This is a genomic window from Desulfoluna sp. CLI2B (genome assembly GCF_056847375.1).
This window is the reverse complement of the sequence record NZ_CP186557.1, coordinates 1,601,999-1,619,944: the sequence shown is the minus strand read 5'-3', so window position 1 is coordinate 1,619,944 and position 17,946 is coordinate 1,601,999. Positions and strand designations below refer to the sequence as shown.

Annotated in this window: 15 protein-coding genes; all 15 read right to left on the bottom strand. The window is 59.3% G+C overall.

What is annotated here, in order from left to right:
• Positions 1 to 293 precede the first annotated feature (293 nt).
• The gene (locus ACOYW2_RS07900) at positions 294 to 2,393 is read right to left on the bottom strand and encodes a type VI secretion system Vgr family protein (RefSeq protein WP_482770034.1); all 2,100 of its coding nucleotides are present in this window, start codon (positions 2,391 to 2,393) and stop codon (positions 294 to 296) included.
• A gap of 228 nt (positions 2,394 to 2,621) precedes the next feature.
• Complete coding sequence (tssH, locus tag ACOYW2_RS07895; protein WP_482770033.1) at positions 2,622 to 4,796, bottom strand: type VI secretion system ATPase TssH; 2,175 nt, start codon at positions 4,794 to 4,796, stop codon at positions 2,622 to 2,624.
• Positions 4,797 to 4,803: 7 nt separating this feature from the next.
• Positions 4,804 to 5,385 carry a Clp protease N-terminal domain-containing protein gene (locus ACOYW2_RS07890; RefSeq protein ID WP_482422435.1) on the bottom strand — a complete coding sequence of 194 codons (582 nt, stop codon included), beginning with the start codon at positions 5,383 to 5,385 and terminating at the stop codon, positions 4,804 to 4,806.
• 29 nt (positions 5,386 to 5,414) lie between these two features.
• The gene (gene tssG / locus ACOYW2_RS07885; protein WP_482770999.1) at positions 5,415 to 6,470 is read right to left on the bottom strand and encodes a type VI secretion system baseplate subunit TssG; all 1,056 of its coding nucleotides are present in this window, start codon (positions 6,468 to 6,470) and stop codon (positions 5,415 to 5,417) included.
• A complete protein-coding gene (gene tssF / locus ACOYW2_RS07880) occupies positions 6,382 to 8,106 on the bottom strand; it encodes a type VI secretion system baseplate subunit TssF (RefSeq protein ID WP_482770032.1) in 1,725 nt (574 codons plus the stop codon). Before tssF ends, tssG begins: the two co-directional genes overlap by 89 nt.
• 443 nt (positions 8,107 to 8,549) lie before the next feature.
• The gene (gene tssE / locus ACOYW2_RS07875) at positions 8,550 to 8,963 is read right to left on the bottom strand and encodes a type VI secretion system baseplate subunit TssE (protein WP_482416743.1); all 414 of its coding nucleotides are present in this window, start codon (positions 8,961 to 8,963) and stop codon (positions 8,550 to 8,552) included.
• Positions 8,964 to 8,977: 14 nt separating this feature from the next.
• On the bottom strand, positions 8,978 to 9,463 hold the full coding sequence (locus ACOYW2_RS07870) for an Hcp family type VI secretion system effector (RefSeq protein WP_180140894.1): 486 nt from the start codon (positions 9,461 to 9,463) through the stop codon (positions 8,978 to 8,980).
• 25 nt (positions 9,464 to 9,488) lie between these two features.
• On the bottom strand, positions 9,489 to 10,976 hold the full coding sequence (tssC, locus tag ACOYW2_RS07865) for a type VI secretion system contractile sheath large subunit (RefSeq protein WP_482770031.1): 1,488 nt from the start codon (positions 10,974 to 10,976) through the stop codon (positions 9,489 to 9,491).
• A 31-nt stretch (positions 10,977 to 11,007) separates the two neighbouring features.
• On the bottom strand, positions 11,008 to 11,496 hold the full coding sequence (gene tssB / locus ACOYW2_RS07860; protein ID WP_180140892.1) for a type VI secretion system contractile sheath small subunit: 489 nt from the start codon (positions 11,494 to 11,496) through the stop codon (positions 11,008 to 11,010).
• 110 nt (positions 11,497 to 11,606) lie between these two features.
• Entirely contained in the window at positions 11,607 to 13,109 is a 1,503-nt protein-coding gene (gene tssA, locus ACOYW2_RS07855; protein WP_482770030.1) for a type VI secretion system protein TssA, read from the bottom strand.
• On the bottom strand, positions 13,109 to 13,354 hold the full coding sequence (locus ACOYW2_RS07850) for a hypothetical protein (RefSeq protein ID WP_482770029.1): 246 nt from the start codon (positions 13,352 to 13,354) through the stop codon (positions 13,109 to 13,111). The genes tssA and ACOYW2_RS07850 overlap by 1 nt, the downstream gene beginning before the upstream one ends.
• Positions 13,355 to 13,388: 34 nt before the next feature.
• Positions 13,389 to 13,880 (bottom strand): TagF domain-containing protein, encoded by a 492-nt coding sequence (locus ACOYW2_RS07845; protein WP_482770028.1) that lies wholly within the window; start codon positions 13,878 to 13,880, stop codon positions 13,389 to 13,391.
• On the bottom strand, positions 13,868 to 15,001 hold the full coding sequence (locus ACOYW2_RS07840) for a hypothetical protein (protein ID WP_482770027.1): 1,134 nt from the start codon (positions 14,999 to 15,001) through the stop codon (positions 13,868 to 13,870). The genes ACOYW2_RS07845 and ACOYW2_RS07840 overlap by 13 nt, the downstream gene beginning before the upstream one ends.
• 16 nt (positions 15,002 to 15,017) lie before the next feature.
• Entirely contained in the window at positions 15,018 to 17,327 is a 2,310-nt protein-coding gene (locus tag ACOYW2_RS07835) for a type VI secretion protein IcmF/TssM N-terminal domain-containing protein (RefSeq protein WP_482770026.1), read from the bottom strand.
• Entirely contained in the window at positions 17,328 to 17,930 is a 603-nt protein-coding gene (locus ACOYW2_RS07830; protein ID WP_482770998.1) for a DotU family type IV/VI secretion system protein, read from the bottom strand.
• Between the last annotated feature and the right edge of the window lie 16 nt (positions 17,931 to 17,946).

Below are 17,946 nucleotides of genomic sequence, written 5' to 3'. Positions count from 1 at the left end.
TCGTCGACCAGTTCACAGACATCTCCGTGAAGACCATGACGCACCAAAACCCTTGAAGCAGCGTAACATTCCCCTGCATCGCCTTGCCGGGCCTTCTCACGACATAATGCCAGGGCGCTCTCCCCTCCGATAACCAAAGCATCCAGATGCGCCTCCAAGCGCCGCTCAAACGCAACAACGCGTCTCCAGGCCCCCCACTGGCGAGACACAAGGCGATGCCACTGCTCATAGAGCATGGACGACTCCTCGAGATGCTCCGTATAAAAGCTAAGGTTTAAATCCGTTGTCATGCCTTAATTCCCGGTGATGTTCTGGCCTTTGGTCACCAGTTTCCCACTTGCATTGATCTTGATATCCCCGCCGCTGATCAATACGGTGCCGTCTTTTTTCATGGTGATACTCGAACTTCCACAGACAAAGGTAATCTGGTCTTCCGTGGTCAACACGGTTTTTTTTCCCACCATCACGGAGAGATCCGCGCCGACACTCACACCGGTTTTGTCCCCCACATCAAGGGTCAATTTCTGTCCGATGGTTTCCGTCATATTCTTCCCGATGTCCGTAACGCCGTTGCTCCCGATGCTCAGGGTCCTGTCTGCTCCAATGTTAACCGTTTCGTTTTCTCCCACGCTTTCCTGGCTGTTTTTCCCGACGGATACGGTTTTGTTCTCCACCGTGCTCTCATCCAGGTTCTTGCCCACGGATACCGCCATATTCTCCCCCACGGATTCCGTGTGGCTCTTGGCAACGCTGATGTCCTTGTTGTTGCCGATGGATTCCTGCTGGTCGTTGCCCACGGTTTTGCGGCGGTCGTTGTCCACGGCAAGGGTCTCATCGTGGCCGATGTGCTGGCCTTTGTCGTTTTTGATCTCGATGTTCCAGTCTTTTTCGCCGTGGATGTAGATCTCTTCCTCGCCCTTTAAGTCCTCGAACCGCAGCTCGTTGAACCCATCGCCGTTGGGGGTGGAGCGGGTCTTGATGGTGCTTTTGGTCTTCTCGGCAGGGAGGGGATACGGGGGCATGTTGGCCCCGTTGTAAACGGCACCGGTGACGATGGGGCGGTCCGGGTCGCCGTCGATGAAGCTGACGATGACCTCCTGGCCGATGCGGGGGATGAACACCGCACCCCAGCCCGGGCCGCTCAGGGACTGGGCCACGCGCATCCAGCAGCTGCTCCGGGCGTCCCGGTTGCCCAGGCGATCCCAGTGGTACTGCACCTTGATGCGGCCGTAGGAGTCGGTGTAGATTTCCTTACCTTCGGGGCCGGTGACCACGGCGGTCTGGACCCCACTCACCGTGGGCTTGGTGATGGGGGCCGGTCGAAATGGGATCTCGGAGGGGATGCAGGAAAAGGTATTGGCGTAGGTGTTGCCCTTGCCGTTGGGGGCCAGCTCCTGAAGGGACTGGGGCTGGGTGCCGCGATGGGTGATGCGGGTGAGAAGGTATTCCCGGTTGCTCTCATCGTAGGGGTAATGGGCCAGGGTAAAAAGATGGCCCACGGCAAAACCTCTGCAAAGGCTCTTGCCCGTGTATTCGTTTTTGTTCAGCCGCGCCCTTTCAAGGCCCACGGCGGCCAGACGGGTCCCTGTGGCTTCGTCGGTAAGAAGGCCGGGGTAATCGTAGAGTTCCAGATTTTCATAGCTCTCTGCCGGTTTCTCCGCAGACGGCCTGTAAGAGGGGGTCTTAAACGCATAATCCTTAAGCACGTGTTTTCCCGAGACCACGTTTTCGGCCACAAGAAACTCGTTGACGTACTCCATCTGGTCCACCAGCTGTCCCGGCGGGGTAAAGAGCACTTCAGCCTTTCCGGTGATGGGCTTGTGGCACGCCGGGGTGTCCCCGAACACCAGCACATGGTCGGCCTCGGTAAATTCGTAGTAAAAGAAAATCCCCTCCTCGGCCAGGAGCCTTGCCACAAAATCCCAGTTGGTCTCCCGGTACTGGACACAGTACTCTCTGGGAGAATAGGTGCGGTGGGTCCTGAACTCAAAGGTGTTGGCCTGCATGCCGCCTGTCTGAAGCACCTCGGCGACAATTTCAGGCACGGTTTTTTCCTGAAAAATCCGAACATCCGAGATAAGGGTCTGCTCCCAGGCCCGGGGAACAAGGGTCACACCGTAGAGGTAGAAGCGCCCCCTTTTCTCCAGCTCTTCAAAACGGCTGACCACCCCGTGAACATACCGCTCCTGCTTTCGACCGATGAGGGTAACAAGCCCCTCCTGCCCCGTAAAATCAGAGCTCAGCCGACGTTTTTCCGAGACCACCGTGGCCTGCACCGAGAAATGATCGGAAACGGCCTCAGCCGCAGAGAGTGTGTATACGTCCAGCTTCGTCCCGTTCAGTGTGCAGTCGAACTGCCGCATGGTTTCGAATATCTCTACCGGTGAGATCATCGTTTTCCTCCCGTGCATGGTAAATGCCTCCGGCGGCCCTGCCGGGGGCCAAACTTTTGAAAAGTTAGACAAACAAGTCTTGAGCAACATTCACGAAAATCTTCGCGGAAGCTCTTCCCCTGAGGAACGAAGGGGGAGGGCTTTCGCAACCTGGGGTCCAGGGGATTTATTCCCTGGCCGCCGGAGGCACGCTTTTTGAGCCCACTTTAACCATAGAAGGCACGCTTTTTAACCGACATTGAAGGCGCCCTCTGCATCAGTCTCCAGGGTCATTTCAGAGGGCAGTTCGCCTTCGCTCATGCGCTCCAGGAGTTCCCGGGAAATCAGGGGCAGCACCGTGCCGTTCATGATGTGGTCGATATTGCGGGCACCGGTCTCCACCTCCACGCACCGGGCCGCGACCTGGTCGATGACAGATGGCGCCACGGTCAGGGCGATGTCGTGGGTCTCCCTCAGGCGGTCCGCGACCTTGTTGAGCTTGATGCTCACCACCTCCTGCATCACATCCGCGGGCAGGGGCAAGAACGGGACGATGCTCATGCGGGCCAGAAGGGCCGGTTTGAAATGCTGGCTCAGGGTCGGCCGAATGGCGGCAATCAGCTCCTCGGTTTCAGGAAGATCCCCGGACTCTGCGGCGCCGGAGATGAGTTCCGAAGCCAGGTTGCTTGTCAGGAAAATCACGGTGTTGCTGAAGTTGATGAGGCGACCCTCGCCGTCGGAGAGAGCCCCTTTGTCAAAGACCTGGTAGAAGAGGTTCATCACCTCGTCATTGGCTTTTTCCGCTTCGTCTAAAAGCACCACGGAATAGGGTCTCTGGCGGACAGCTTCGGTGAGAATTCCCCCCTCTCCGTAGCCCACGTAACCCGGAGGCGAGCCGATGAGACGGCTCACCGTGTGTTTTTCCTGGAACTCGCTCATGTTGACGGAGATGGTGGAGCGCTCGCCCCCAAACAGCAGGTCGGCCACGGCCAGGCCCGTCTCGGTTTTGCCCACGCCGCTGGGCCCGGTGAGGAGAAACACGCCCAGGGGCTGCTCCGGGTCTCCCAGACCGGCCTTGGAGGCCTTGATTACCCGGGAGATGGCCTTGATGGCCTCATCCTGGCCCTTGATGCGGGCCTTTAAATCCTCTTCCATGTGGATGATGGTCCTGGCCTCGTCGTGCATCACCTTGCCTGCGGGGATACCGGTCCAGTCCGAGACGACCTCGGAGACGATGCCGGGGTCCACCTCGGTGCGCACCAGGGGATCGGTGCCCTGGATGGCGGCAAGCTCCGATGCCTTCGTGTCCAGGAGAGCCTGCAGCTCCGCAACGGACAGGGCGACCTCGGGCTCATCGCCTGCGGTTTCTCCCTGGGCTGGGTCGACGGGTAAAGGCGAGGCGTCCATGGCGGCATCGGTCTGGTCTGTGCCAGTCCCTTCCGGCTCAGCCCCTTCTGTCTCAAGCTCTTCCGTTTCGAGTACCGGTGTTCCCTGAGCCACTTGCGCATCCGGGGCCGTTACTCTCTTCCAGTACTGCGTCCTCAGGTCGATGAGTTCTGCGGCCAGGGCCTGCTCCATGGCCCAGCGGGCCGTCACCTCGGTGAGCCGGGTCTCAAGGGCTTCGATCTCTACCTCCACGGCCGCAAGCCGTTCGGTATCCGGGTCAGACCCGTAGACTCCGTCCCGACCCAGGGCCTCTTTTTCGCGCTGCGCGGCCTGGAGCGTTCGTTCGATATCCTCCACGGCCCCCGGCTTTGCCGTGAGCAGTACCTTGACCCGGGCTGCGCTTGTGTCGAGGAGATCAATGGCCTTATCCGGAAGATAGCGCCCTGAAATGTACCGGGCGGAAAGCTCGGCCGCGGCCTTGACCGCATCGTCCCGGATCACCACCCCGTGGCTCTTTTCATAGTTGGCCTTGAGCCCCCTTAAGATCAGGGTGGCGGTCTCCTCCGACGGCTCGTCCAGGTACACCAGCTGGAACCGCCGGGCCAGGGCCGCGTCTTTTTCAAAGTATTTCTTGTACTCGGACCAGGTGGTGGCGGCCACGGTCCGCAGCTCCCCCCTTGCCAGTGCAGGTTTCAGCAGGTTGGCGGCATCGCTTCCCCCGGCGGAGCCCCCGGCCCCGATCATGGTGTGGGCCTCATCGATGAAGAGGATGATGGGGGTTTCAGAAGCCTTGACCTCCTCGATCACCTGCTTGAGGCGGTTTTCAAACTCCCCTTTGACACCGGCCCCGGCCTGGAGGAGCCCCATGTCCAGCCCCATGAGGGTGACGTTTTTCAGAAAATCAGGCACATCCCCTTCCACGATGCGCAGGGCCAGCCCTTCGACAATGGCGGTCTTACCCACACCGGCCTCCCCCACCACGATGGGGTTGTTTTTCCGCCTTCGGGCAAAGATGTCCACCACCTGTCGAATCTCCACATCGCTGTCAAGACCGCGATCGACTTTCCGGCCGGGCCTCGCGGAAGTCTCCAGACTCTGCCAGAGCACCGCCCTTGGGGGTGTCAACGGCATCGGAAGGCGTGCCTTTCCCAGCCTCTACCGAGCCTTTGGTTAATGAGGCAAACTCCTTGGCAAGCTCTTCACGGTTGATCCCGAGGAGCAGATCCCCGATCTCCACGGTGGAAAACTGCGTGGGCCGATTTAAAAAGGCGAGCAGGAGCACCCCTGAGCGAATCCGGGGCTCGCCCATCTCCACCGAACCGATGAGCTGGGCCTCCTGGAACCAGTCCATCAACCGGGGAGAAAACACCGGCTTGGCTCCGTTTCCCGTGGAAAATTCCTCCAAGGTTTGGTCCAAATTCCTTCGCAATTCCTCTACCCCTACCCCGCTTTGCGTCAGAATCCGGGAAATATCGGACAAAGGCTCGTCCAGGAGCTGCCACAAAAGGTGCTCCACCGTCACCTCGTAATGGGTTCGGGACACACACACGCCCGCAGCAGCCTCAAGGGCCTTCCTGCAGCATGGGTTCAGCCGGTTCAGCAAGGACTTCATGTCAACGGTGATCATTATCTATTCCCATGGTTGCCATTGAATCGTTACGGGTAAAACCGGGTGACAAGCTCCCCGGCACTCTCCCCTGAAAACAGCCAGGTATCCAGGCCCAGGCTGGCCCACCGCGTATGCCCGGGGCGGGTGGTCTCTTTTTTCGCGTCGTCTTTCATCACCACATCCAGGACAAAGGTCACCGGGGAGGAGAGGTAAAACCGGGTGAGGTCCACCACCAACCGGTAGCCGTCCGTTCCAGGGAGAAACCCTCGGTATGCCTCTTCCGACAGAGGCCCGATACGAATGAGGATGGCGCCCGTGCCGTCGTCAAACTCCGTTCCCAGGTAGCTCGTCTCCCCCAGGACATTGCCGGAAAGCCCCAGTACACATTGCTGGTCCGCACCGATGGGCACCTTCTGTTTCAGGGCCTGGACCACCTTCACCGGAAGCCCGCCCAGGGCATCGGTGAGGAGGGTCTTCAATCCCGAAGCCGACCTGTTCTTCTGGGAAAGGAGCCCGCTGTAGCGCACCAGGCCCCAGGGTGTATCCAACCCGGCCCTCAGGGCTTTGCGGCCCAGACCGGAGAGACTGAAAAAGCGGTCTGCGTAGGGGACATCGTCCTCTTCCATCACCTTCATCATGGCCTGGGACCTGGCCCACCCGTCGTAGAGCAGCTCGTAGAGGCGCTGGTTGATGATGTCCAGAAAATCCCGCGCAGCATCGTGGTCCCACTCCCGTCCCTCAAGGAGGTCTTCGGTGTAAAAAACCGGCAGGGGCGATCCGGTGCCGTAAAGCCCTAAAATATTGGCCGTCAGGAGCCACTGACCTGCGGAGGTCTCTTCGTCGCCCTCATCCCCGGCCCGGCAAAAGAAAGGGAGAGGCTGGGCCTGACCCGAAAGACATCCACGGGTCTTGACCCGTTGATGCGGTCGCCCCCCTCTTCGGCGGTGAGGTTTTTTAAGTGTCGCACGGCCTGGAAAAACGAGAACGAACGCCCCCGGGAGAGGAGCGCCGCCCTTATCCCAGGGCCTCCTCCCCCATTCGTTCCTGCCATGTAAAGACCTCCCCGGTCCCGACTTCGGTGACCACGAGCTGTGTGAATGTATTCAAGGCCGCAGAGAGCCCCAGAAACCGGTCCAGGACCGTAGAAAACAGGTACAGGTCCCCCATGCCGGCAAAATGATCCCTTCGCATGGCAACCCGAAACACGACCCCGCTGACCATCACCCCCCGAAACAGGCGACGGGTGTTCTCGGTCTCCAGCCCCACGATGCCCTCGATGCGTTTTTCGCTTGCCGCAAACACCCGCCTTCCGCCGTGGCCGTCCAGCAAAAACAGGCCCAGCATGGCTTTGAAGTTCTCAGGGCGGCTCAGGCAGAACTGGTTAAGGTTCATCATGGAGATAAGCGGCCATAGAGCGTTGGTCCCCAGGGGAGGCAACACCGCCGAGGTGGGCTTTCGAAGGTTGCGAAACGCAACCCCTTCGGGCGACCTGGTGGTTGCCACACTGATGTCCCCTGCCAGGAGTTGCTCCGGGAGAAAACCGTTGGTGCAGAGCACGTCAAAGGAGAGGGACTTGAACTCCGGCATCTCCCTGCCCCCGGGGGTGGCGATGGAGATGCTCACGTCCATGGCCTGCCTCACCGGAGAGGTGGTGAGAATTTCGCTGTAGACCACGTCCGTCTCGTCGATGGCCAGGCTGTGAAAGGGCTTCATGGGACGCACCTCGCCACTGCCCGCCATGTACGCGGACACCCCCACAAGGGAGTACACCTGATAGTGGGAAAGATCCGGGGCTGTTGGCCTTACGCGGTATTCGTTTTTTTCAGCCCTTAGCAGCACCGGATCTGCATCGTGGGAGAACACATTGACCGCCGGGGCCACCGAGAGCATAAACCGGGAGGCGTCCACCCGCAGGGGAACCTCCGGTGCCGCTTCCAGCTCGAACCAGATATCCACCTCTCCGTCGTCCTTGGGCGCCCTCCAATCCGAGAGCCCCGTCAACTCAACAAAAAGAAATTTTTCAGGAAGCACAAAGAACTCTTGAAGAAGGCGGTACCCGTCAAAGGAGGTGGACGGCCAGGGAATCAGGGACTCCTCCTCGGAAAAACCCCTTGGCCTCAGGCTCTCGGGCCCAAGGACAACACCATCAGGCAGGGAGCCGTCACCCACCACCACCCGACGCAAACCGGTGAGCAGCAGGCAGTAAAGGTCCGATGCCTCGGCGTACCCTCCGCCGATATAGAACCGCAGGCTGTCGGCTTTCCAGTCATCGCGCCCCGTGGCGGAAAGGGTCACCCGGATACCTGCCGTGCCGTCCGCCGTCTCCTCATACCCCGCCCGAACCACGCTCACCGGAGGCAACACCACATCGGTGCAGGTACGAAAACGGCAGGCGGTGCCGTCCACGGCCACGGAGTCCACTTCCGCACCGGAGGGAACCGAGGCGACCGCATCCGTCCCTTCCCCGGGTGAAAAGACCATCATGGTGGTGGCCGGAATGGGTCGAAGGTAATGGGGCCATACCTGACGGATGACATTGTGGATAATCTCCGGGAACTCATCGTCGATCTTCTGCCGAATGGACCCGGTGAGAAAGGCGACCCCCTCCAGGAGGCGATCCACATCCGGGTCTGCCGACGGCTCGCCCAGCATGGGGGCAATGGCCGGGTTTTCCCGGGCAAAGGCCGTCCCGATCTCCTTCAGGTGACTCAGCTCATTTTGAAAATAGTAATTAAACAAAAAAATTCCTCATCTCATGAAAATAACCTAAGGCACATCCTCACCATTCACGTGTCTCAATATCCCTTGAATACGCTTTTCACCGATGCCGCCATAATACCCAGCGAAGAAAGACAAAACGGCTTATACGCGGCATGTTACCTGTCTCCCCGTCTGCCCCGGTTTTCAAATGTACCCGGAAAGGCAGGTCGTCAAACGTTCACTCATTGCGTAAACCATCTATCAACGTAAGCAAGTGATGGTTCACCCTTGATTTCCTCCCCTGTTTCAGGGTAATTACTCTTGGTGGAGAGCCTGCCACCGACATCGGCGGCAGGCTCGGTTCAGTCTGTCCCCGGGACTGTGTTCGCCGCTTCGTTCGGATGCGCCGCCTGGAGCCGGGTGATTGCGGTCACCCCGCCCCTTGGCGCACCCGCGGCGTCGACAGGCCCGGGAGGCAGACCTCACGTCCGAACGGTCATCTTTCCGTAGGTATCCACCGAACTTTCCAGGATAATATCCTGATCCCCTTCTCCCATATTCAACCGAGCGTCGATCCGAAAAAAAAGGCGCAGTGTCCGGTCATCCTGGAACACAAAATTGACGTCCACCTGGGAAAGCCGTGGTTCATAGGTTTCGATGGTTCGTGAGATGGTCTTTTCCATGTCCTGGACGGAGTCGGGATAGGTGACCTTCAAATCCGACAGGTCGGGCAAACCGAACTGGCCGTCCATGAGCGTCGTGCCAACCCTTGAGTTAAGCAAAAGCTGGAGATGCTTCACCACGGATTTTACCCGTGTTCCGACATGGTCCCTCGCACGCTCTCCGGGAGCGTCCTGCCATTGCCGAAGGCGTTCAAGAAGTCTCAAATCACTCACATCGCCCCCTCACGTTAGACCGGAATCTTCCATGAATCTTCGGACTCGATCCCATCCACTTCCCAGGTCCACTTGATCTTGGAGTAGGTGAACTTGAGTTCTTCCATGTGACGGAAGGGCTCGTTCTCCGCAAGGAAGGCCATGGGCATGTAGGGCTTCATCTCTACGATGATGGCGTCTTCCAGAACGATGGAGAAGTAATGCTCCTCGGCCCCGGTGGGATCGATGCGAAACTTCTTGAGGACAACGTTGGACAACTGCTCTCCGGTGCAAAGGGCCTGATACAGCTTGGGAGAGGACTTGTCGATCTCCTTGACCACGGTCAGGGGACCATGGATACGTTTGCCGCTCGGGAGCCCGGACTGGGGATCCCTTGGGATATGCACTTTGTGATCAAAGGCATAGACCAGCATCGTGTTCTCGCGACCTTCCATATCGCAAGAGCCGTCAATCTTCCCTTGCGTATTTCCGGTCACTTCCATGTGCGATGTCATTGGCATAAGCATTTCCTCCGTTGTTTAAGGATTATTCTTTGTCCAGTTTGCCAACCAGGGACAAAGTAAATGATGCGCCCATGTACTTGAAATGCGGGCACACCTTCAAACCGACCTTGTACCATCCGGGCTCACCCGGAACGTCATCGACGGTGATCTCGGCCTTGCGTAAGGGGCGCCTGCTTCGAACGCCGGGAAGGGGATTGTCCATGTCCACCACGTACTGCCGGATCCAGTCGTTGAGTTCACGCTGCAGATCCACGCGCTCCTTCCAGACCCCGATGTTCTCCCGCTGGATCACCTTCAGGTAATGGGCCAGGCGGTTGATCACCAGCATGTAGGGCAGTTGGGTCCCCAGGCGGAAATTGGTCTCGGAGGCTTTGCCTTCGGCGGTGTTGGGAAACTTCTTGGCCTTCTGGATGGAGTTGGCGGAGAAAAACGCGGCGTTGTCGCTGCCTTTTCTCATGGAGAGGCCAATAAAGCCCTCTTCGGCCAGCTCGAACTCCCGTCGCTCCGAGAGCAGTACTTCGGTGGGAATTTTGTTCTGAATGGCCCCCATGTCCTCGAAATAGTGAAGGGGAAGGTCTTCCACGGCGCCGCCCCCTTTGGGGCCGATGATGTTGGTGCACCAGCGGTATCGGGCAAAGCTTTCGGAAAACTTGGTGGCAAAGGCAAAGGCGACGTTCCCCCAGAGATAACTCTCGTTATCCAGGGAGACATCCTCTTCGTAATCAAAAGATTTCACCGGCTCGGTATCCTTGCCATAGGGAAGCCTCAAAAGGAACCGGGGCATCACCAGTCCGATGTAACGGGCGTCCTCGGACTCCCTCAGGGACTTCCACCGCGCGTACTGGGGGCCTTCGAACAGGGAGCGGAGGTCCTTGATCTGGGAGAGTCCTGCAAAGGAATCCAAACCGAACATGGACGGCGCCACAGCCCCGATAAAGGGAGCATGGGCCATGGCGGCCACGCTGCCAAGGTAGCCCAGCAGCTTGATGTCCTGGGCCGAGGACCCGAACTCGTAGTTGCCGATCATGGTGGCGTAAGGCTCGCCACCGAACTGCCCGTACTCCTCGGTATAGACCCTTTTGTACAGCCCGGACTTGATCACCTCCGGGGAGTCCTCGAAGTCGTCGAGGAGCTCTTCTTTGGTCACGTTGAGGATCTCAAGTTTGTTGTTCTCCCGGAAGTCCGTCCGGTCCACGAGGAACTTCAGGGACCGCCAGAGGGACTCCACCTTCTGGAACGCCTCGTGATGAATGATCTCATCGAGTTGGAGGCTGATCTGGCGGTCCAGCTCCGCGATCATGTCGTCCACCACCGATTTGGTCACCTTCTCGATGCCTGCGTCGGGGGAGGCAATTTTCGCGATAAGCGCATGGAGCCCCTGCATGGTCAGGGCGTAGGCATCGTCCTCGGGCTTGATATGGGTGGACTCGATGATATCGTCCAGAAGGGACGCTCCCTCCAGGGTGGCCTCCGCCTCAGGGGTTTCTACAGATTCCCGTACCTCACTCATGATGATCCTCCTTTAAACATGCGTGCAAAACTTACTCTTCATTGAGTCCGAGTTCTTTCAGGAGCTTCTCGCGCTGGGTCTCATCGCTGATGAGTTCCTGGATGGTGTTGCGAAACTCCGGAATGTTGCTCAAGGGCCCTTTAAGGGCCTGGAGCGCTTCCCGCAGCTTCATGAGTTTCTGAAGCTCCGGCACCTTCTCGGCCACGGCTTCCGGGCCGAAGTCCTTCATGTTCTTAAAATCGAGGCTGACGCTCATCTCCGCGTCCGGGTCCTCTGAGAGCTTGTTGGGAACGCTCAGATCCACCGACACGTTCTGGGCACCCAGCACCTCGTTGAAATTATCCTTGTCGATGGCGATGGAATCCCGGTCTTCGATGCGTTTTTCCCGGCCCGATTCGGAAAAATGCCCCAGCACCAGCTGCTTCATGGGCAGCTCCACCGCTTCTTCTGCGTCGCCCACCGAGGTTTTGTACACGATGTTCACGCGCTCTTTGGGTGCAACGGATGCGTCTTTTGCCATGTCCTACCCCCATTTCCTGTTTAATTAAGGTATTGTTTTGAAGTTATTTTCGCTTGCTCTGCAGGTTCATCGCGTCCACCGTGCTGATCTCCGCGATCATGGACAGGATCTCAGCGGCCCGCGCCGCGTGTTCTTTTCCGGGAAGTTTTTTCATGACGGTGTAGATCACCTTCAGCCCGGCCAGGGCGTGTAACGGGTCCCACTGAATGAGCCCGGAGCCCGTGATGTCCGCACAGGCCCGCTCCAAAAGCAGCCGCGCGACTGCCCATCTTTTCCTGGCGGTGCTCTGCCAGAAGGCGAATCAGTCCCAGGCGAAACGCCAGGGCGTCCCTGCCCGAACCACACGACCGAAGATGCCTGTCCAGCCCCTCCACAGCCTCCTGGAGCTTGCCCTCCTCCCTCGCCAGGACCCGGGCGCGCTGAATCTCATCCGCCACTGTATCCCCGCCGTCGGCGCCCCCTTTCCGGCTTTCATCGTCGGCCTCATGCTGCCCGTCCAGAAAGCCCTGGAGCCCGGCCATCCAGGCCAGGGCCTCGTCCGAGGCAAAGGGCGTGCCGTCGGAAAACCGGAGCCCCTCAATTCCGTCCAGGCGCCGAAGCAGCAGCAGGGTCTCGCGACACACCATGTCGTGGGCCCGCTCATACCGCTTTCCAAGGTGCGACAGGGCGTCGGCGGAAAAGTAGTTCAACGTCAGCAAAAAGGTGTGCTGGGGGTTGTAAAGCTGGCTCTCCGACCTGGAAACCAGCTCCTCCCACGCCTCCTCATCCTTGAGCTTTTCCAGGTGCTCCGTCACCTGGCGCTTGGGGGGCGGAATCCTCGTAACGCCCCCGTCGGCAGGGGGCAGATCCTTGATGGGCTCCCAGAGGGCAAACCGCAACCAACGATAGGACTGCGGGTTCTGCATCTCCCCTTCACGAACCATTTTGGAGGCCTGCTTGACGGTCTTGAACAGGGGGGCCATGCTCCGCAGGAGGTTTCCCGCGTCCAGGGTCACCTCTTCGGTGGTAAGTGACGATTCAACCACGGGTTTGGTTGCTTCGGGAGGCGCCGCCTCGGTCTCTGCGGGGACTTCCTGGGCCGGAGCCACACGCTCCACGGTTGCCGCCAGGGGACCGAAGGTCAGGTCAAAGTCCGTGTGGTCGTCCAAAAAGCCATCGATCCTGTTCAGGTTCCCCCGGACCCGGCCCACGGCTTCAGCGTCCGCAGTCCCCTTCATGGGACCGGCAAGGGCCTCGTCGGTCTTTTCCATCCACCATTGAACAGCCGAAAGCCTGCCGCCCATGCGCCGTATCGGTGGATACATGGACTCCCAGAAGGTCTCCAAAAAGTCCGCGTACACCCCTGTTGCGACCCCAAGGCCCGGCCACCCCTCAAGGTGGACAAGGGCCGCGCACAGATAACTTGCCACCAGAAGATCCTTGGAGTCCTCGGCAAGGATCCCGGTGGCCAGCTTTGACACGGTCTCCCAGGAGAAGCTGTCCCGGGAGGTGGGAGAGCTGAGCTTGTCGATCTCTTCCTGAAGCGCTTCGAACCTTTCCTCATACCGAACGTCTTCACCGGCGGGAGCGGCCTCGCTGATGGGCTCTTTGCCGAGCAGGGCAATCTCTTCCATCACGACGGCTCCTTAGAAGAACCCCACAGGGTATGAAAATCTTCCAGCATCAGGGGGCGCTTCAGGCACATCAGGTAACGATCCGCCTCCGTTCCCCCGATAAAGACCATGGCCGGCTCCAGGGGCGAGCGTTTTTTCAGCAACCGAAGCAGTTTAGCGGCAGGTACCAGGGCCTCTTTCATCTCACAAACATCCAGGGGCACGAGAAAATGGTCCTTTCGCGCCAGCCCCTCGATGTTGTTCATCTTGTCCATAAATCCCGACGTTCTCTGATGTCCCTCATGCAATATCGGCGTATCCTTTTCCGTTTCCCGCTTTCGGTGAAGCTTGTCCCAACGCGGCTCGGGGCAACCCGACCGCCGCCACCTCTTGCGCCTCCAGCTTGTTGATTGTTGTGGACTGTCGGTCTCCAGGGCCTCCAGGCTTCCACGTTCCCGAGGAGGATAGGGGTAAAAGGTCCCAATGGCGGTTCCTCTCGGCCACGGCCCCGGCCCCCACAATCATCAGAGGATAGCGCCGCCCGTGGTTGTCCCGGCTCTCTTTGATCATGCCGCAGACAAGCTCTCCATTGGGGCCCAGGGCCCAGAACCGCCATGCCACGGCAAGGCCCGGGGCGACCTTGGGGGCCACCCCCTCGTAGCCCGTCTCCATCCATCCGGAGAACCCTTTGAGCAGGGGCGTCGCCTTGCCCAGGCACAGGTAGTCGCCGGCGCTGGGATGTTTGCCGGCGAGATACCAGCTCCATTTCTGTCTCCAGATCAGTCCAACCACGCGACAATCACCTCCGGGGGCTTTCCCGCCACATTGTTCATCATCCGGAGGATGGCTTGGTTTACTTGGGACTCGACCCGGATATAGCGGACGCCTTTTCGTTTCAGGGATGCGCGCTCTTCGGGAAAATCCCGGATTCGAAACTCGTGGCGACCGTTGGAAAAATCCTTGATGAACTTTGCAAAGGCCCAGCCGCCGGTGTATTTTTTCTCAAGGACCAGATCGCCGACCCCGATGGTGAGGGTCACGGCCCCGCCCTCTTTGGGCGACCAGTTGAACACCTCCTGGGCCCTGTAATTCCGGTTGGTCAGCACCTGGGTCTTGTCCACGCTCTCCAGTTCCAGGGTGGTGATGTGGGGCTGGATGGTGGCCTCGGGGTTGATGTCCGTGGGAAGCCCTTCGATGGTGACTTTGAAAACGGCCTTCTCGGACTTCACCGAGTAGCTGCCGCGGGTCACATAGGTAAACAGGGAGTCGGTAAAGGGTATGCTCCGCCCCGCAACCTCTTTGGCGTAGTACCCTTTTTTGCTCTTTTTCCCGATGAACGGCTTGGCGGGCCCTGCGACAAAGCGCTTGACGGCCCCGCCTTTTCCGAAAAGCAATCCGCTGATGCTCTTCTTGTTGTAGACCCCCTGGATCTCCGAGAGCACCGTCTCATCCCACACGTCCTGAAGGTATCGGCCGGCGGTATTGCAGGTGTCGGCCCAGAGGTAATCGAAGGGCCCGCGAAGAAGGGTACGGAACAGGGCCCGGGGTGTTCGGTGGGTCTCCATGACAATTTTCAGGGACTCTTCTCCATGGATGGCCGTGCGCACGGCCGAGCCACCGGAGACCGGGTCTTCGGTAAAGGCGGTACCTGCCAGGGCAAAGGCACCGGCCGGGGACAGGGCTGCCGTGGACATGCCGGAGAGCCCCTCGGCATAGCGATTGAAAGCGTCGGCCCCGGCGGCTATGGCCTCGGGTACCTGGTCCTCCTTGCCCACCGGACCGGCGACCTTCTTGATCCGGTAAAGGAACCTCGCCCCCTTGCCGGGGACCCTCACATTGGGCGCCCCCTTTTTTTTCTGGGTGGACAAAAGAGCATGCTGCCGAATGGCCTCGAACTCAAAGATCGGCTCCATCCACAAGGGGGACTCCTCAACCTCGGACTGAAAAAAGGAAAGCTCCAGGGCCATCTCGCTTAACAGCGAAAAGTACGGGTTGTCCTGGGTGCCCATCCTCACCAGGGTGGAGATGCTCTCCTCCTTTCCCTGTCACGGTCTCCTGCCCCTTGGGAAAATAGGTGGCAAAACGGTGCCACGCCTGGGCATAGGCCTCGTGATACCACGCCAGGAAGGTCGATTTTTTCTGGGCGATCTCCAGGGGACTCTCCAGGGCCAGCTCCAACTCCGTGATCATCCCGAACACCTGCTCCCGCCCCTTGAGGGTAAAGGCAGGCCCCACAAAGGGCTCATCGGAAAGGCGATGGCTTCCCTCCCAGAACTCGGCCAGGGTCAGGGAAGGAATCCCCCCCAAACCGTTGCACCAGGTCACGACCCACGACAGGGAGAGGTCCTCGTTTTTCATGCCGTAGGAGAGCCAGGAAGCCAGCATGGCCTTTTCCCCGGCCAGCATTTTCGGACTTGCCCAGGTGAGGTAGTCCAGATATTGGGCCGACACCGCCTCCAGGACAGACGGGTTGTCCCAGCGCCCCTCGGGAATCAGAAGGCTCCTGAAATCAGGCTGGGGCAAAGCATTCAACGATTCCGGGGCCGCCCCCCGGCTCCTTGCGGCAATGAGGTTGATGCGGCGGATATAATGGGGAAACACGCCTGCCAGCTCTTCCTCGGAGGTGTCCAAGGAGAAATTCACCACGGCATCGCCCATCTTGGTGTCGTAAAACGCCAGGAAAACCCCCTGGAACCGATCGCAGAACCGAGCCTTGAGGTCCCGCTCCAGGGCGGTGCAATGATCCAGCCCGAAATCGGGGAGCAGACGGCTCTCGTTTTTCTCTTCCACGCTGCGAATAAGCAGCCGGAGCCGCTCCAGGGTGTCGACATCCTCAGCCAGCTCACCCCGCAGAGAGGGCACCATGGCGTACTCTCGCTGCACCTCTCTGACCATGGAAAGGTTCAGGGAGAACGAGTAACTCAAAAGCACGCCCAAGGTCAGGCTGGCCAGTGCCAGACAGGAGAAGGCCATGACCTTGAGGCGCCTTTTGCCTTCAAGGAGGCGCCGTGTGGGTACATGGATGTTCCGATCCGTCGGAAGGATTTTGGAGAAGAGGTCGTGGAGGAAATAGCTGGTGTCCGTTGCATCCTGTTCCCCGTCGGAAGCCCTCCCCTCAAGCATGCGAGCCGCCTCGGGGAACTTGGAAAAAGGACGGCCGGACTGCCGGGCGCTGGAGAAAAAGAGCCCCCGCAAAAACGGAGCTTCCTGATAGACGTTGCCACTGAAGGCGGCGTCCGCAAAGGTCTTGAGTCGGCTTTCGATGCCCTGGAACTCCTCAGGAAAAAAAAGGACCCGGGCCTGGGCACTCTCCGTCCCGAGCGAACGTGCCACCTGCAGACGGTAGTTTCGAAGTTTTTTCGTCACCTGGGCAAAGGACGAAGAGAGATAAAACGCCGCATCGCACTGCATGTCGCCGTTGATGGACCCGAAAACCTGCTCGTACACGGCGTCGGGAAGCTGCTCGCAAAACTCCGTCATGCCCTGGATCAGATCGCACTTGGTCACCAGCAGATAGATGGGGAACCGCGCCCCGATCATCTTCATCAGCTCATTGATGCGATCCCGGATCTTGCGCCCTTCCTCTTCGATTTCATCCCGTGTTCCCGTCAACAGTGTTTTGGCCGAGACCGTAACCACAAGCCCGTTCAGGGGCTCTTTCTTCCGATACCTGGCCAGCTGCTTGAGAAAAGAGTGCCACTCCCGCTTGTCCTGGGACTCGTCCTGATGGGTGGCGTAGCGCCCCGCCGTATCCAGAACGATGGCCTCGTTGAAAAACCACCATTCGCAGTTGCGCGTCCCGGAAACCCCGGAAACGCGGGGAGGCTGCGCAAGGTTGGTCACAAGGCCAGAGTTTTCGATGGCCGTGGACTTGCCCGTGCCCGACTCCCCCATGACCATGTACCAGGGCAGGACATACAAGGGATCCCCCTTCACACGGAGGTGGGATTTCTTGAGTTCGGCAACGGACATCTTCCACTGCTTGCGCTGCTCGCTTGCGATGGCCTTGTCTTCGGCGGATGCGCCCTTGGCCACCAGCCCGTTGACGAATTTACGCTCCCGGTAACGGCTCCAGAGAAACCGCATCAGAAAAAAAAGCAGGAGCAGTCCCAGGGCCCCCGCAGACACAGCCGCCCCCGCCCATACGGAATACCCAAGCAATATGGCCACCACGGGTGGCACCAGGATAAGTGTCATCAACAGGCAGAGAATCAGAACCGCTTTCAGAAATGTTCGCATTTATCGCACCAGTCCTGTCAGAACTTCGCTGTTTAAAATAAACCCATAGACCACGAACAATATGCCGCACAGCACCGCAGGGGACAGCACAAGCAGAAAGCTCAGCATCGACGAACCGCTTTTGACCCGGGGCTCCATCCCCACGGGCATATCCCCCTTGTACGGTGCCGGAAACCATTTTTCCCGACCGTCGGAGGTCAACCGCTCGTCATCGTTCACCAGCCGCCTGCAAAGCCCTGCCTTCAGGTCCTCCAGGGTCTGCTCGTCCTCTTCCATGCCGTATCGTCCGCGAAACCCCGCCATGAGGCAGAGATAGAACACCTCAAACACCTCCCGCCGGGAAGGGTCCGTCTCCTTGAGCCGGGTAAAGAACTCGGCACCGCCCTGGGCGGTTTTAAAATGAATCCGCTGCAGGGACTCCTTCTGCCACTGGACCTTCCCGCTCCAGCCCGACTGCATGACACGGTCATCCACCCAACAGAACACGGCGAACCGGGCCCCCTCAAAATCCTCTTCGGAAAATTCGCTGCGTGCCGGATGGCGCCCACATGCATCCACATGCACCATGATGGATGCGCGAAGCTCTTCGTAGGGCGTCTGTATGCTGTCGCTCCCGGCC